Here is a 16,034-nt window from a genome sequence, read left to right as displayed (position 1 = left end):
CGCCCGCCCCGGAGGGGGCGCGCCCGGCGGCCCGCTCCCGGGCGGCGGCCCCGGCGGCTCCCGGCCCTCCCCGGGCTCGATGCCGCGTCCGCAGTCGCCCGGCGGCCCCCGGCCCAACCCGGGCATGATGCCGCAGCGTCCCGCGGCGGGCGGCGCCCGGCCAGGCGCAGCGGCGTTCCCGGCGGCGCGGGCGGCGCGGGCGGCGGCGGCGGCCGTCCCGGTGGCGGCGGCGGCTTCGCCGGTCGCCCGGGTGGCGGTGGCGGTGGCGGCCGTCCCGGTGGCGGCGGCGGCCTCGGCGGCCGTCCCGGTGGCGGCGGCGGGGGCGGCGGCTTCGGCGGCCGTCCCGGTGGCGGCGGCGGCTTCGGCGGCCGTCCCGGCGGCCCCGGTGGCCGCGGCGGCACGCAGGGCGCGTTCGGCCGTCCGGGCGCCCGCCCGACGCGCGGCCGCAAGTCGAAGCGGCAGCGTCGCCAGGAGTACGAGGCCATGCAGGCCCCGTCCATCGGCGGCGTGATGCTGCCCCGCGGCAACGGGCAGATCGTCCGGCTGTCGCGCGGCGCGTCGCTGACGGACTTCGCGGAGAAGATCAACGCCAACCCGGCGTCGCTGGTCCAGGTCATGTTCAACCTGGGCGAGATGGTCACCGCGACCCAGTCCGTCTCCGACGACACGCTCAAGCTGCTCGCCGACGAGATGAACTACACCCTCGAGATCGTCAGCCCCGAGGAGGAGGACCGCGAGCTGCTCGAGTCCTTCGACATCGAGTTCGGCGAGAACGAGGGCGGCGACGAGGCCCTGGTGCCGCGTCCGCCGGTGGTGACCGTCATGGGCCACGTCGACCACGGCAAGACCCGCCTGCTCGACGCGATCCGCAAGACCAACGTGGTCGCGGGCGAGGCCGGCGGCATCACCCAGCACATCGGCGCCTACCAGGTCGCGACCGAGGTCAACGGCGAGGAACGGGCGATCACGTTCATCGACACCCCGGGTCACGAGGCGTTCACCGCCATGCGTGCCCGCGGTGCCAAGTCCACCGACATCGCGATCCTCGTGGTGGCGGCGAACGACGGCGTGATGCCCCAGACGGTCGAGGCGCTCAACCACGCCAAGGCCGCCGACGTGCCGATCGTCGTCGCCGTCAACAAGATCGACGTGGACGGCGCCGACCCGACCAAGGTGCGCGGCCAGCTCACCGAGTACGGGCTGGTGGCCGAGGAGTACGGCGGCGAGACGATGTTCGTCGACATCTCCGCCAAGCAGGGCACCAACATCGACTCCCTGCTCGAGGCCGTGATCCTCACCGCCGACGCGGCGCTGGACCTGCGGGCCAACCCCGACCAGTCGGCGCAGGGCATCGCGATCGAGGCCCACCTCGACCGCGGCCGCGGCGCCGTGGCGACGGTCCTGGTGCAGCGCGGCACCCTGCACGTCGGCGACACCATGGTGGTCGGCGACGCGTACGGCCGCGTCCGCGCGATGCTGGACGACAGCGGCAACAACCTGGAGGAGGCGGGCCCGTCCACCCCGGTGCTCGTGCTCGGCCTCACCTCGGTCCCCGGCGCCGGCGACAACTTCATCGTCGTCGACGAGGACCGCACCGCCCGGCAGATCGCGGAGAAGCGGGCCGCGCGCGAGCGCAACGCCGCGTTCGCCAAGAACCGCCGCCGCATCTCCCTGGAGGACCTGGACCAGGTGCTCGCCGAGGGCAAGGTCCAGCAGCTCAACCTCATCCTCAAGGGCGACGCGTCCGGTTCGGTCGAGGCCCTGGAGAGCTCGCTCCTCCAGCTCGACGTGGGCGACGAGGTGGACCTGCGGATCCTGCACCGCGGCGTCGGTGCCGTCACCGAGCACGACATCAACCTGGCGGCGGGCTCGGACGCCATCGTCATCGGCTTCAACGTGCGCGCCGAGGGGCGTGCCACGTCGCTGGCCGAGCGCGAGGGCGTGGACGTCCGGTACTACTCGGTCATCTACCAGGTGATCGAGGAGATCGAGGCGGCCCTGAAGGGCATGCTCAAGCCGGAGTACGAGGAGGTCCAGCTCGGCACGGCGGAGATCCGCGAGGTGTTCCGCTCGTCCAAGTTCGGCAACATCGCCGGCTGCCTGGTCCGCTCGGGCCTGGTGCGGCGCAACGCCAAGGCCCGGCTCGTCCGGGACGGCGCGGTCGTGGCGGACAACCTCAACATCGAGACGCTGCGCCGGTTCAAGGACGACGCCACCGAGGTCCGCGAGGGCTTCGAGTGCGGTATCAAGCTCTCGAACTACAACGACATCAAGATCGACGATGTCATCGAGACGTTCGAGATGCGGGAGAAGCCGCGGGCGTGACGCGCCTTCCGGGGCCGGTCGGCGGGGGGAAACCCCGTCGATCGGCCCCGGCCGTGCGGTGTACCGTTTCACCGCCGCCCGGCGAGCACCGACACCGGCGCGGCCGAGCCCCCGGCAGGCGGGGGCGTCACCACGAGGCCTCACGGGTCGGCTTGACCCGGCACGCATGTATGTAGGGACCCTGTCCTTCGACCTGCTCCTCGGCGACGTGCGTTCGCTGAAGGAGAAGCGTTCGATCATCCGCCCCGTCGTCGCCGAGCTCCAGCGCAAGTACGCGGTGAGCGCGGCCGAGGTGGGCGGCCAGAATCTGTACCGCAGGGCCGAGATCGGCCTCGCGGTGGTCTCGGGAGACCTTCGGCACTGCACCGACGTGCTGGACGGCTGCGAGCGGCTGGTGGCCGCCCGCCCCGAGCTGCAACTGCTCTCCGTGCGGAGGCGGTTCCACACGGACGGCGACGACTGAGCCCGGCCGGCAGGCCCCGGCCCGGACGCTCGGCGAGCCCGGCAGACCCATCAAGAAGACGGCATGCGCCTGACGGCGCGCAGGCGAGTACGTTGGGGTCCGATGCCCCTCACGGGCACGGCACCGGACACGCTCGCAGTAGGAGGAGGACCTCAAGTGACCGACACCGCGCGGGCGCGCAAGCTGGCGGACCGCATCCGGGTCGTCGTCGCGGAGACGTTGGACCGGCGGATCAAGGACCCCCGTCTGGGCTTCGTCACCATCACCGACACCCGGGTCACCGGTGACCTGCGCGAGGCCACCGTCTTCTACACGGTCTTCGGCGACGAGACCGAGCGCGAGGCGTCGGCCGCCGCGCTGGAGAGCGCCAAGGGCGTGCTGCGCTCCGAGGTCGGGCGGCAGACCGGGGTGCGCCACACCCCGTCGCTGACGTTCGTCCTCGACGCCGTCCCCGAGACCGCCCGCACCATCGACGACCTGCTCGCCAAGGCCCGCGCCGCCGACGAGCAGGTGCGCAGCGCGGCCGCGGGAGCCGCCTACGCGGGCGACGCCGACCCCTACCGCGCCCCGGCCTCCGCCGACGAGGAGGACGAGCTCGACGAGGCGGACGCCGACGACGCCGGTGCCGCGCGCGGCGGCAGCGACAGGGACGCCTGAGATGCCCCGCCAGGCCAGAGCGCGGCGCGCCCCGGCCGCCGTCGTCCCCGGCCCGCGGCAGTCCCCCGACGCCGCCGCGGAGCAGGCCATACCCGAGGAGGCCTGGGAGCGGGCCACCGCCCTGCTCGGCGCCGCCAGGACCGCCCACCTGATCTGCCACGTCTCACCGGACGGGGACGCGCTGGGCTCGGCGCTGGCCACCGGTCTGGCGCTGCGCTCGCTGGGCGTGGAGGCGCACGTCTCCTTCGGCGACGACCCGCAGGTGGTGCCCGCGTCGCTGACGTTCCTGCCCGGCCAGGAGCTGCTGGTCCCGGCGCACCGGGTGCCCGCCGAGCCGGAGCTGGTGGTGGTCTTCGACGTCGCCTCCGAGCACCGCCTCGGCCTGCTGCGGGACAACGCCCTGGCCGCGCGCGACCTGATCGTCGTCGACCACCACAGCTCCAACTGCGGCTTCGGCCGGGTCCGCCTCATCGACCCGGCCGCCCCCGCCACCGCCGTGCTCGTCGACGAGCTGCTGCGCCGCCTCGGCGCCCCGCTCACCCGTGACGTGGCCACCTGCCTGTACACCGGCGTGGCCACCGACACCGGCTCGTTCAAGTACACGGCCACCACCCCCGCCACCCACCAGTTGGCCGCCCGCCTGCTGGCCACCGGCGTCCGCCAGGACGCGATCTCCCGGCAACTGTGGGACACCGCGTCCTTCGGCTGCCTGAAGGTGCTGGCCGCCGCCCTGGCCCGGGCCGAGCTCGTGCCCGAGGCGGCGGGCGGCCGCGGCCTGGTGTGGACGCACGTGCCCCGCGCCGACCGGGAGACCCACCGCGTCGCCATGGACGAGCTGGAGGGCCTGATCGACGTCGTCCGCAAGACCGCCGAGGCGGAGGTCGCCCTGGTGCTGAAGGAGGACGACGACGGCTCCCACTGCGTCTCCTCGCGGGCCAAGGGCGCCGTCGACCTGGGCGCGGTCTGCTCCCGCCTCGGCGGCGGCGGGCACGCCTACGCGGCGGGCTTCACCTCCCACGACGACGTGCCCACCACCGTGGGCCGCTTCCGCGCCCTGCTGGACGCCGCGGCCGCCACCGACCACCCCGAGGACACCCCCGCCTAGATGAAACGCAAAGGAACCGGCCCCGACGCCCTGGTGATCGTCGACAAGCCCGCCGGCATCACCTCCCACGGCGTCGTCTCCCGGCTGCGCCGCCTGGCCGGCACCCGCCGTGTCGGCCACGCCGGGACCCTGGACCCGATGGCGACCGGCGTCCTGGTGATCGGCGTGGAGAAGGCCACCCGCCTGCTGGGCCACCTGGCGCTGACCGAGAAGGCGTACGACGCCACGATCCGCCTGGGCCGGTCCACGATCACCGACGACGCCGAGGGCGAGGTCACCGCCACCGTCCCCACCGCGTCCGTCACCCCGCAGGCCGTCGCCGAGGAGGTCGGCCGGCTCACCGGGGACATCCTCCAGGTGCCCTCCAAGGTCAGCGCCATCAAGGTGGACGGGCGGCGCTCCTACAACCGGGTCCGCTCCGGCGAGGACGTGGACCTGCCCGCCCGCCCGGTCACCGTCCGCACCTTCACCGTCCACGCCCAGCGCCCCGTCACCCTTCCGGACGGCACCGGGCTGCTCGACCTGGACGTCTCCGTGGAGTGCTCCTCCGGCACCTACATCCGCGCCCTGGCCCGCGACCTCGGCGCCGCCCTCGGCGTCGGCGGCCACCTCACCGCGCTGCGCCGCACCCGCGTCGGCCCGTACACCCTGAAGGAGGCGCGCACCCTCGAGGAGCTGGAGGAGTCCCTCACCGCCCTGCCGCTGTCCCAGGCGGCGGCCGCGGCCTTCCCCCGCCGCGACGTCACCGAGGAGGAGGCCAGGCTGGTCTCCAACGGCGTGCGCCTGAAGGCGGCGGGCCTCGGCCAGGGCCCCATCGCCCTGTTCGCCCCCGGCGACCGGTTCGTGGCGCTGGTGGAGGAGCGGGACGGGCAGGCCCGCAGCCTCGCCGTGTTCACCTGAACCGCGCCCTCCGCTCCGGTCCAGCCCGGCTAGCGCGCCGCTCGACCCCACCGGCCCCAACGGCACCACCACCGGGCCGGGCGCCCCCCGCTCCCCCCTCCCCGCCTGTGCAAACCCGTCCCCGACCCGCGCGCCCCCGCCCGCCCGCGAACGCCCCTCTCCACCGTTTCTCCTCCCACCGGTGAGGGCAGCTCTCGCCGGGCATGGCAGTCTTGGAACCGCATCGAGTGCTTTTACCGGAGGAGCGGTCACAGTGCAGCGCTGGCGGGGCTTGTCGGACGTCCCCAGGGACTGGGGGCGCAGCGTCGTCACCATCGGCTCCTACGACGGCGTCCACCGCGGACACCAGTTGATCATCGGCAGGACCGTCGAGCTGGCCCGGCAACTGGGCGTGCCGTCCGTCGTGGTCACCTTCGACCCCCACCCGAGCGAAGTCGTGCGCCCCGGCAGCCACCCCCCGCTGCTGGCCCCGCACCACCGGCGCGCCGAGCTCATGGAGGGGCTCGGCGTGGACGCGGTGCTGATCCTCCCCTTCACTGCGGAGTTCTCCCGCCTGTCGGCCGGCGAGTTCGTCCACCAGATCCTCGTGGCCGGCCTGCACGCCAAGGCGGTCGTCGAGGGCCCCAACTTCCGCTTCGGCCACAAGGCCGCGGGCGACGTCAAGCTCCTCGCCGAGCTCGGCGCCGCCCACGACTTCGCGGTGGAGATCGTCGACCTGTTCGCCCACGGCGAGGTCGGCGGCGGCGCCCCCTTCTCCTCCACCCTCACCCGCCGCCTGGTCGCCGAGGGCAATGTGGAGGGCGCCCACGAGGTCCTCGGCCGCCCCCACCGGGTGGAGGGCGTCGTGGTCCGCGGCGACCGGCGCGGCCGGGAACTCGGCTTCCCCACGGCCAACGTCGAGACCCTCCCGCACACCGCGATCCCCGCCGACGGCGTCTACGCCGGCTGGCTCGTGGTCGAGGGCGAGCGCATGCCCGCGGCGATCTCCGTGGGCACCAACCCCACCTTCGACGGCCGCGTCCGCACGGTCGAGGCCCATGTGATCGACCGCGTCGGCCTGGAGCTGTACGGCCTGCACGTGGCGGTGGAGTTCGTCACCTATCTGCGCGGCCAGGAGCGGTTCGAATCCATCGACGCCCTGGTGCAGCAGGTCAACGCCGACATCAAGCGCTCCCGCGAGCTCCTCGACGCCTACGAAGCGGAGTGAGTCCACCCACTCGTGTAACAGTCCGGTACGAACGCGCCCAGGTCCCCTCCCCAGCGGGTGTCGCCGTGCGTGAGTATTCTGAGGGACGCTGCTGTCGATAGAACCGGCGAACCGACCAGTCGTGAACTCGACGGCCACGCACCAACGGGGATCGGGGAGGGGACACCTGGTGTCGTCGATTTCGGACATCTTCAACCGGGCCGAGAACATGCAGAAGGCCGTCGGGTCCTTCTACGCGAGTCTCGAGACCCTGGAGAGCTTCAAGAAGCGCATCGACGACCTCATCACGGACCTGGAGAAGTCCAAGGCCGCGCCCAACGAGATCAGCGAGGGCACCCTGGCCACGGGCGACTTCGGCACGGGGTTCGTGGAGGCCGAGAAGCTCTACGGCGCCTACAAGCCGGTGCACACCAAGCTCAAGGAGCTCTCCAAGACCTTCGCCGACCAGATCGAGGCCATGCGGCTCCTGGTCGGGATGGCGAACAACGACTACCGCAACGTCGACGAGGAACAACGCGACCGCCTGTGGGAGATCCGGCAGAAGACGGAGCGCCACTGGCGGGACGCCAGGCGGGACGAAAGCGGCGGGAACACCACTGACACCGGCCGGCCGGCGCCGGAGGAGAGCACCTCGGGCGGTGCCCTCTGACGCCCACCGGCGGAGGGCAGTAGGGGAAGGGACAGGGGGACATGGGCGACCCGGACGCGAACGCGCCACACAGTTACAGCGCAACCACCGACTTCGAGTCGATGTCGCACGAAGACATGCTCAAGATGGTCGAGGGCACCAAGAGCTCATCCATCACGGCCCTGGGCAGCAAGCTCAAGGAAGCCGAGAAGACCCTCGACGAGATCGGCGAGGCCCTCAAGGGCTACATGGGCAAACTGCTCTGGGAGGGCGACGGCGCCGACGCCTTCCGAGCCTGGGGCCACAAAGTCGCCGTCGAGACCCAGAGCCTCGCGGACTACGCGGGGAACGCGGGCGAGTTCCTCAAGCACTCGGGCGAGACGCTGGCCGACGTGGTCAGCGCCATGCCCAAGGTTCCCGAGGAGTCCAAGAGGATCGCCAAGGCGTACTCCGGCGGCAGGTCCGAGGAGGAGGCCATGGCGGAACTGGGCTTCTGCCCGACGCCGGAGGCCGTGGAAAAGGCGAAGAAGGACGTCAAGGACGCGCACGACGAGGCAGTGCGCCAGATGACGAAGCTGGCGCAGGCCTACAACATGTCGACGGACATCATCGGGGATCAGAAGGCGCCGGCTTTTCCGCCTATGCCTACGGATCCGATGCCAGGCGACAGTCCCATCTACGGTCGGAGTGAATTCACTCCGACATCCGCATCGGCGGGTGCCAGTTCCTATGCGGCGCAGGCGTCGGCGGGAGGCGGGGGTGGTACGTACGCGTCCTCGGTATCCGCCTCCTCCACTTCAGCCCCGCACGCCGTGAGCACCGTGCACGGCTCCACGTCGAGTGGGACGCACAGCGTCGCTCCCAGCGTCCTGCCGGAGGACATGCCGCCGCCGGTGAACACGCAGATCGACTCGATCGCTCCACCGCGAGTGGGTCCACAGGAGATCCTGCCGCCCGTCAACCCGGTTCCTCCTCCGACGCCCGGGCCGACACCGCCCATCTCCGGCCCGCCGATCGTCGGGCTGCCTCCGTCCAGCAACCGCCAGGCTATTCCGCCGGTCTCTCCGGTCTCGCGCGGCTCCGTCCAGGCCCGGCCCCCGGTCGGCCCCGGGCCGGTCGGCCTGCCGCGGGCCGGCCAGACCGACGGCATCTACGGCGGACGTCAGGTCCCGCCTACTGGACCGGCGAATCAGATTCCGAGGGTCCCGGTCGTGGGCGAGCGCGGCCCGGCGGGTACGGGTGTCGCGCGCCCGCCGATGGCCGGAGGATACGGCGGAATGCCGGTGGGCGCGCAGGGGCCCGGTTCCCAGGGCATTGTGGGCGGCCGACGGCTGGCCAGCGAGCCCGGTGGCGTCGTGGGCAACCCCAGGCAGTCGGCGGTCGGCGGCGCGTTCACACCGGGAGGCTCCGGACTGACCCGGGCGCCGGGAGCCGTTCGCGGCAACGGACCCGGGCAGGACGAGGAGCCGCGCACCCGGCGCAGTGACCGTCCCGACTACCTGGTCGAGGACGAGGAGACCTGGAGGACGGGCGGGGGACGCAACACCGCCCCGCCCGTCATCGAGTGAGGTTCGGATTCTGAAGGCTGTAGTGACGGTGGCCTCGCAGCGCACGCCTGCGGGGCCACCGTCATGCGGAGGATGGTGACATGACGCGAAGGCGTCCGGGCGGGCGGTGCAGGGCCATCGGCGCGCTTGCCGGCAGTGTGCTCGTGCTGAGTGCTGGAATGGCGGCTCCGGCCCGCGCCGAGTCCATCAGAGCCTCGCAGTGGCACCTAGATGCCATGAAAGCGGAGCAGATGTGGGAGGTCAGCAAGGGCGAGGGCGTGACGATCGCCGTGATCGACACGGGTGTCGACGCTTCGCACCCGGATCTGCAAGGGCGGATCTTGGAAGGCAAGGACTTCTCGCCCGAGCCGGGAACTGCCCATGACGACTACGACGGGCACGGCACCGGGATGGCTGCTGTGATCGCCGGAACCGGACAGGGGCGCGACGGTCAGGGCGGATTGGGGCTGGCTCCCGGTTCCAAGATCCTGCCACTCCGAGTGGGCGAGGACGGTGATCTGACCGGCGCGGAGACTGACGAATTCCTCCACCAGATCAGCGAAGCCATTCGTTTCGCCGTGGACAACGACGTCAAGGTGATCAATATCTCTCAGGCGGCCAGGCAGGGCAGTGAGGAGCTCACGCAGGCTGTTGAGTACGCGCTCTCCAAGGACGTGCTCATCTTCGCCGGTACGGGCAACGAAGGGGAAAGGGATGAGCCGGTCGTCCACCCCGCGGCCGCTCCCGGAGTGGTGGCTGTCGCTGCGGTGGACAAGACAGGAAAAGCGACCGCGGAGTCCCAATCCGGCCCCGAGGTGGATCTTGCTGCTCCCGGTCTGGACATCGTGCACGGATGCGGCGACAGCAGCACCGGCTACTGCAAATCCCACGGCACCAGCGACGCCACCGCCCTCGCCTCCGCCTCCGCCGCCCTCATCTGGGCCGAGCACCCGGACTGGACCGCCAACCAAGTCCTCCGGGTGATGATCAACACCGCGGGTGCGCCCACGGACGGTGTCGAGCGGAACAACTACATCGGGTACGGCGTCGTCCGCCCCCGCATCGCCCTGAAGACCCCCGGCGACCCCGGCCCCGCCGACGTCAGCCCCCTGCCCGAGATCCGCGAGATGCAGCAGGCCGAGGCGTCCCCGTCCGGCAAGCCGGGGAACTCCGCCGCCGAAGGCGAGGGCGAACCCCGGCCGAAGGGCAGCGACCAGGCCGCCGCCGCGCCGGGCGACGGTGACGACGGCGGCAGTATCGTGCCCTGGATCGGCGCCGGCGCGGCCGTCGTGGTCGTCGCGGGAGCCGCCGCCTTCCTCGTCCTCCGCAACCGCCGCCGCACCACCGCCCGGAGCGGCGGCTTCGGCGCACCCCCTCCGCCCTGGCAGTGACCACCAGCCCAGAAGAAAGAAACCCCCGATGTCCAACCAGGATTGGGACCGGTTACTCAACCCGTTCCGCTACGACAGCGACGGCAACCTGACGGAAGCCGCCCAGCAGCAGGACCTGCGGATGCGGCTGAACACCGCCGGTGACTCCCGCTCAGCCGTCGCAGCCCCCGTCGCCCCCGCCAAGTCGTCGCTGGAGCTGGACTCCCCGCACGAACTCACGGCCGGCGCCGGCATCGCCCGCGACCTCGCCAAGGACCTCAAGGACGCCAACACCAAGGGCGGCACCACCCAGCAGTCCATGTCGGACCACGCCGACGGCGTCGCCAAGACGTTCGACGGCACCTGGACCCTCGGCAAGGCCCTGAAGTCGGCGACCGCCGTCTGGAACTCCCAGGTCGACGCCCTGCACGGCACGCTCACCGATGTCGCGAAGGCCCTGGACGACACCGTCAGGACCCACCGGGACCACGAACTCGACCTCGCCGCGCAGGCGCGCGGCGGCAGGGAGGCGTGAGCCCGCGATGGTGAGCTACGCCGACTTCCGCTCCGCGGACTTCTCCGCTCTCGACAACTGCGCCGAGGCCTGGGGCGGCCTGGCCAAGAGCCTCGGGGACCTGGACCGCCGCTCCAGCGGCAACCTCCCCAAGACCCCGGAGCGCGCCGGGTGGAAGGGAGAGGGCGCCGACAGCGCCGAGGCCAGGCTGAATGACGCCGACCGCGAGTTCTCCGAGGCCACCAGGGTCGCCAAGGCCGTCGCCGCCATCCTGCGGGACGCCGCGAACGACCTGAGGGAGATCAAGAAGCGGCTGGACGCGATCGGGGACGAGGTCGCGGAGAGCCCTTACCTGTCCAGGATCGACGAGACGGGCAGCGTCCACTGGGAGATCGACCGGGAGTCGCTGAAATCGGACCCGGGCCTGGCCGACGTGGCGCGGGAGAAGGCGCAGGCCGTGCAGCGCCGCCTCGACCGCGTCCTCCAGGACGCCACGGACGCCGACAACCGCGCCGCGGCCGCCGTCCAGCAGGACATCGGCACCGACAGGAAGAGCTTCAACCCCAGCCCGTACGGCGGCGGCGACACGGCCGACGCCAAGCGGGCGGCGGACATGCTGTCGCGCATGGGCAATCTCGACAAGGCCGAGCTGACCCGGCTGGACAGCATCATGACCGCCAACCGGGACTCCCCGGAGTTCTCCCGGACCCTCCTCAACCAGCTCGACCACGGCGGCAAGCACGGGCCGGAGGCGCTGCTTGGCTACTCGGAGAGCCTCTCCCGGTACGCCCACGGCGACCACGGCAACAAGAACACCGAGCTCTACAAGGACCTCCACACCAGCCTCTCCCACGCCTTCGCCACCGCCACCAAGGACAACGGCATGGGCGAGAAATGGGAGGACGAGCTGCTGAAGCTCGCCAGGGAGGACGGGGGTCCGCGCGGCAGCGCGCCCCACAACACCACGTTCCCCGTGCTCACCGACCTGATGGGCGCGGGCGGCAGGTTCGAGGAGGACTTCCTGCACGAGGTGGGCGACGAGCTCATCGCGTACGAGAAGGACAGCAGCAAGTCGGGCACGGAACTGTGGGGCACCGACTTCGAGAGCGCCGGCGGCCACCAGACCGACCCCATGGGCGGCTTCCTGAACGCCCTCAGCCGCAACCCCGACGCGGCGACCACCTTCCTCGACCCCGAAGCCACCGAGAACCTCAAGTACCTCAACGAGGACCGCACCTGGCCCCCGGACCGCGACGACGCGGCGCAGGAGCCGTCCCGGCAGGCGTTCGGTTACGCGCTGGAGGCGGCGGCGACGGGGCAGGAGCCGCGGGGGCCCGTGTCCATTCCCCCGGTGATCTCGAAGGACGAAGAGCTGAGGGCGGCACAGGAGCGGATCTTCGATGAGACCGTCCGCCACTACGGGAGCACGCCCGGTGAACAGAGCTGTGTGCCCGCGGGGATGCAGCGGAGCATGGGCGACATGATCGCGCACCACGCTCCCGCTGTTCACGACGTTCTCGGCAAGAATCCTGACACCGCCGCCGAGAAGGACGAGCAGGACAACCTCGCCCGGGTCATCAGAGGGGCCGCGGAGGACGGGGAGACATTCAAGGTCATCCACACCTCCCAGACGGCTCAGATCGCGTTGAACATGGGCGACTTCGGCCACGACGAGTACGCGAAGGCCGATCCCGCGGCCGAGGGGACCGTGCAGCAGGCGGGGAAGGTTCTCGGCCTGCTGGACGGGGTCCGCGCCGACGTCATCGCCGACATGCGCAACAGCGAGAAGGACGACCGGCAGTCGGAGATCGAGTGGAACGCCAAGATGTCGCAGCACGGAATCGGCTCGATCGTCAGTTTCGTCCCCGTGGTCGGCGACATCATCGATCGTGAGGTCGACATCCTGGCGACGAAGTACGCGGAGGGCGCGGGCAAGGAGCTGGACGACATCGACTCCAAGAAGCGGGAGGAGCTGGCCGAGCACTACAACGCCGGATCCAACCTGTTGCAGGAGATGATCGCCCGGAACGCGATCATCGCCGGAGTGCCCGCGGAGGAGCTGGACGCCACGGGCGGGGGCGTCGAGGATCTGCAAAGTGCGGCCCGCACTTCCTACACCGATGGCAAGGGCCTGGCGCAGGAGGCCATGGGGGAGGAAGGGCAGTGACCCGATGGTCGCCCAGGCAGTGGCGAGCACGGCACACCGTGCTCGCCCTCGTCGCCCTCGCCGGGGTGGGGGCGGGCTCGGTCCTCGCCGTCTCCTCCTCGGGTTCCGATGGCGAAACCGGCCAATCCAGTTTTTGCTGGGGAACGCTTTCGGTCGCCGATGTGGCGATGATGAGCGCTGATCCGTCCGGCTCCTACCGCTCCACGGAGAACTCCGTCCTCGAGAGCCGTCCGATCTGCCGCGTCCGGAAGGCCGGCGAAAGGTCCTACTCGTTCGCCCTGGAGTTGAGGCAGCCCGCATCGCTGAAAGAAGTAGGCATCGCGAACGTCGACGCGGTGGCCGGGGATTCGAGTGCCGTTCCCATCGGCAACGGAATGCCCGGCTGGGTGGGACAGGTACGGGCCGGTGTGTGGCTTCCCGATCAATGTGCCGAAAAGCTGAACCGCGGCCGGACGCAAGTGGTCCTGCGGCGTTTGGAGAACGGCGGGGAGCCGTCGGGGAACGAGCAGTACGCGCAGAACGCCCATATCGCTCTGACGGCCGCCGCGGGTCTCGCCGAGAGCCATGGATGCGCTTCCCCGGGATACCTGGCCGGAGCCGGTGAAGCGAGGCCGGAGGCGCCGCAGGCGCGCACGCCGGTCCCCGGCAAGGTCTGCGACGTGTCCGGACTCGACGTGCTGCCGCCCTCCCGCGGACCGGCCGATGTGCGGTACCACGTGTCAGGGGACGACTTCCGGCAGTGGCACTGCGCCGTCACCGTGCCCGTGAAGGGCGAAACCGGCACCACGACGATCTCGCGCTTCCTGGTGACGCAGGACCCGCAGTCGGTCGCGGCGTACCGGTCCGCGCGGGAGCTGGCGGACCTGCGAGGAAAAGGCTGGCAGGCCGAGGGCAGGCTCGACCGGGAAGCCAGCGCGGTGGTCGCCGAGTGCGGTGGCCGCGACACCCTGTTCGAACTCGCGACGCCCCGCAAGGACGAGCGCGGAGGAGAGGAGCAGGCGAGCTACGAGGCGTCGCGGATCCAGCTTCCCCAGCCCGAGATCTTCAAGCGCTTCGTCGGCTCCGTCGGCAAGCAGATGGGGTGCCCGGACATCGCTCCCGCCTGACCGTTCCGGCTTGCGGCCTAGGCGGGGGAGAGCCCTCCGCCGGATGGCGAGCATGTAGCTGAGAAGAGTGAGCAGCCGAAGTCCTCGTTCACTCTTACGGGGGAGCGAGTCTCCCCGCTCACAGGCTGTGGCCCCGCCCCTCGACGAGGGACGGGGCCACAGGGCGTTCACTGCTGCTGAGCCGGTGGCGGAGGCGGCGGGTAGCCGTACCCCGGCTGCTCGGGGGGGCGGCCGTCCTGTTGGGGGTAGCCGTAGGCCTGCTGTTGGCCCTGTTGGGGGTAGCCGTAGCCCTGTGGCTGGCCCTGCTGTTGGGGGTAGCCGTAGCCGCCGGGGGCGGCGGGGGGCTGGTGGGGCCAGGGGGGTGTGGGCTGGTTGGGGAGGGGCGGGGCCATCTGGGGGGGTTGGCTGCCGGGTTCGCCCGTCCACAGGCCCTGGGCCTGCTGGGCCCTGGCGAAGTCCTCGGCCACCATCGCGGCCAGGTTGAAGTACGCCTCCCGGGTCTTGGGGCGCATCATGTCCAGGTCCAGCTCGGCGCCCGCCGACAGGTGCTCGTCGAACGGCACGACGATTACCCCGCGGCAGCGGGTCTCGAAGTGGGCGACGATGTCCTCCACCTTGATGATCTTGCCGGTCTCGCGCACCCCGGAGATCACGGTGATGGAGCGCTGCACCAGGTCCGCGTAGCCGTGCGCCGACAGCCAGTCCAGGGTGGTGCTCGCGCTGCTCGCGCCGTCCACGCTCGGGGTGGAGATGATGATGAGCTGGTCGGCGAGGTCGAGCACCCCGCGCATGGCGCTGTACAGCAGGCCGGTGCCCGAGTCGGTGAGGATGATCGGGTACTGCTTGCCGAGGACGTCTATGACCCGGCGGTAGTCCTCGTCGTTGAACGTGGTGGACACCGCGGGGTCCACGTCGTTGGCGAGGATCTCCAGGCCGGAGGGGGCCTGGGAGGTGAAGCGCCGGATGTCCATGTAGCTGTTCAGGTACGGGATCGCCGTGACCAGGTCGCGGATGGTCGCGCCCGTCTCCCGGCGCACCCGGCGGCCGAGGGTGCCCGCGTCCGGGTTGGCGTCGATCGCGATGACCTTGTCCTGGCGCTCGGAGGCCAGGGTGGAGCCGAGGGCCGTGGTGGTCGTGGTCTTCCCCACGCCGCCCTTGAGGCTGATCACGGCGATCCGGTAGCAGCTCAGGACGGGGGTGCGGATCAGCTCCAGCTTGCGCTGGCGCTCGCGCTCCGCCGCCTTGCCGCCGATCTTGAAGCGGGGCGGGGAGTGCTTCTTGGCCTGGGGCTGCTTGCGCAGCAGCCGGTCCGAGGAGAGCTCCACGGCCGCGGTGTAGCCGAGCGGCGCGCCGGGCGTGCCGCGCTGCTGGGTGGCGTCGGGGGACGGCCAGCCGCCCTGCGCCCGCGGGTCCACCGGCGCCTGCGGAGGCGGGGGCAGCGGCTGCTGGGCCTGTGGCTGGGGCGGCTGCTGCGGCTGGGGCTGCGGCGCCTGGTGGGGCTGCGGCGGAGCGGGCTGCGGAGCGGGCGCGGCGGGCCCCGGAGCGGGCTGCTGCTGCCAGGGGGAGGGCGGCTGCTGCCCCGGCTGGGGGTAGCCGTAACTGCCCGGCTGCGGCTGGGGCAGCGGTGCCGACGGCTCGGGTGCCTGCGGCTGCGGCTGCGGCGGCGCGGGCTGGGGCTGCTGGGCCTGCGGCTGGGGCGGGGCCGGCTGCTGCTGGGGCTGGGGCTGCGCCGCCTGGTACTGCGGGGGCAGCGGAGGCAGCGGTCCGGGCTGCTGCGGGCCCGGCTCGGCCGGGCCGGGCTGCGGCTGCCCCCACGGCGCGGGCGGCTGCTGGCCCTGGCTCGGCTGCGGCCACGGCTGACCCGCCGTCGGACCCTGGGGCGTCCAGGGCAGGTCGGGGCGGCCCGGCTCCTCGGCGCGCGGCTGGGCGGGCTGAGGGGCGGGCTCGGGCGCCGCGGCAGGCGCGGGCTCGGGGGCTGCCGGCGGCGCGGGCGGCGGTGCCGGCCCCGGAGCGGGGGCCCGCGGCGGCGCCTGCGGTGCCGCCGC

12 protein-coding genes and 1 pseudogene are annotated in these 16,034 nt (G+C 72.1%); 12 read left to right on the top strand and 1 reads right to left on the bottom strand.

The annotated features are described in order from the left end of the window. The 12 genes and pseudogenes from infB to ACYVO2_RS36255 form a co-directional block, all read left to right on the top strand. Positions 1–2,325, top strand: a pseudogene (gene infB, locus ACYVO2_RS36310) (translation initiation factor IF-2); the annotation flags it as partial. A 166-nt stretch (positions 2,326–2,491) separates the two neighbouring features. Further along, complete coding sequence (locus tag ACYVO2_RS36305) at positions 2,492–2,788, top strand: DUF503 domain-containing protein (RefSeq protein WP_461012390.1); 297 nt, start codon at positions 2,492–2,494, stop codon at positions 2,786–2,788. 156 nt (positions 2,789–2,944) lie between these two features. Further along, complete coding sequence (rbfA, locus tag ACYVO2_RS36300; RefSeq protein WP_461012389.1) at positions 2,945–3,445, top strand: 30S ribosome-binding factor RbfA; 501 nt, start codon at positions 2,945–2,947, stop codon at positions 3,443–3,445. A 1-nt stretch (position 3,446) separates the two neighbouring features. Further along, positions 3,447–4,550 carry a DHH family phosphoesterase gene (locus ACYVO2_RS36295; RefSeq protein ID WP_461012388.1) on the top strand — a complete coding sequence of 368 codons (1,104 nt, stop codon included), beginning with the start codon at positions 3,447–3,449 and terminating at the stop codon, positions 4,548–4,550. Next, complete coding sequence (truB, locus tag ACYVO2_RS36290) at positions 4,551–5,450, top strand: tRNA pseudouridine(55) synthase TruB (RefSeq protein WP_461012387.1); 900 nt, start codon at positions 4,551–4,553, stop codon at positions 5,448–5,450. 253 nt (positions 5,451–5,703) lie between these two features. Beyond that, positions 5,704–6,657, top strand: a complete 954-nt coding sequence (locus tag ACYVO2_RS36285; RefSeq protein ID WP_461012386.1) for a bifunctional riboflavin kinase/FAD synthetase — start codon at positions 5,704–5,706, stop codon at positions 6,655–6,657. 169 nt (positions 6,658–6,826) lie between these two features. After that, the gene (locus ACYVO2_RS36280) at positions 6,827–7,306 is read left to right on the top strand and encodes a hypothetical protein (protein WP_461012385.1); all 480 of its coding nucleotides are present in this window, start codon (positions 6,827–6,829) and stop codon (positions 7,304–7,306) included. 41 nt (positions 7,307–7,347) lie between these two features. After that, on the top strand, positions 7,348–8,853 hold the full coding sequence (locus tag ACYVO2_RS36275) for a WXG100 family type VII secretion target (RefSeq protein WP_461012384.1): 1,506 nt from the start codon (positions 7,348–7,350) through the stop codon (positions 8,851–8,853). Positions 8,854–9,068: 215 nt separating this feature from the next. Then, positions 9,069–10,223 (top strand): type VII secretion-associated serine protease mycosin, encoded by a 1,155-nt coding sequence (gene mycP / locus ACYVO2_RS36270; protein ID WP_461012383.1) that lies wholly within the window; start codon positions 9,069–9,071, stop codon positions 10,221–10,223. Positions 10,224–10,251: 28 nt separating this feature from the next. Further along, positions 10,252–10,737 (top strand): hypothetical protein, encoded by a 486-nt coding sequence (locus ACYVO2_RS36265; RefSeq protein WP_461012382.1) that lies wholly within the window; start codon positions 10,252–10,254, stop codon positions 10,735–10,737. Positions 10,738–10,744: 7 nt separating this feature from the next. Further along, positions 10,745–12,883: a hypothetical protein gene (locus tag ACYVO2_RS36260; RefSeq protein WP_461012381.1), complete on the top strand. Its 2,139-nt coding sequence runs from the start codon at positions 10,745–10,747 to the stop codon at positions 12,881–12,883. Between the two features lie 38 nt (positions 12,884–12,921). Then, positions 12,922–13,989: a hypothetical protein gene (locus tag ACYVO2_RS36255; protein WP_461012380.1), complete on the top strand. Its 1,068-nt coding sequence runs from the start codon at positions 12,922–12,924 to the stop codon at positions 13,987–13,989. A gap of 167 nt (positions 13,990–14,156) precedes the next feature. Here ACYVO2_RS36255 and ACYVO2_RS36250 read toward each other — a convergent pair. Further along, positions 14,157–16,034: MinD/ParA family ATP-binding protein (locus tag ACYVO2_RS36250; RefSeq protein WP_461012379.1), on the bottom strand; the 1,878-nt coding region annotated here is incomplete at its 5' end.

It is taken from the genome of Streptomyces capparidis (assembly GCF_054782095.1).
This window is presented reverse-complemented; position numbering and strand designations above follow the sequence as displayed.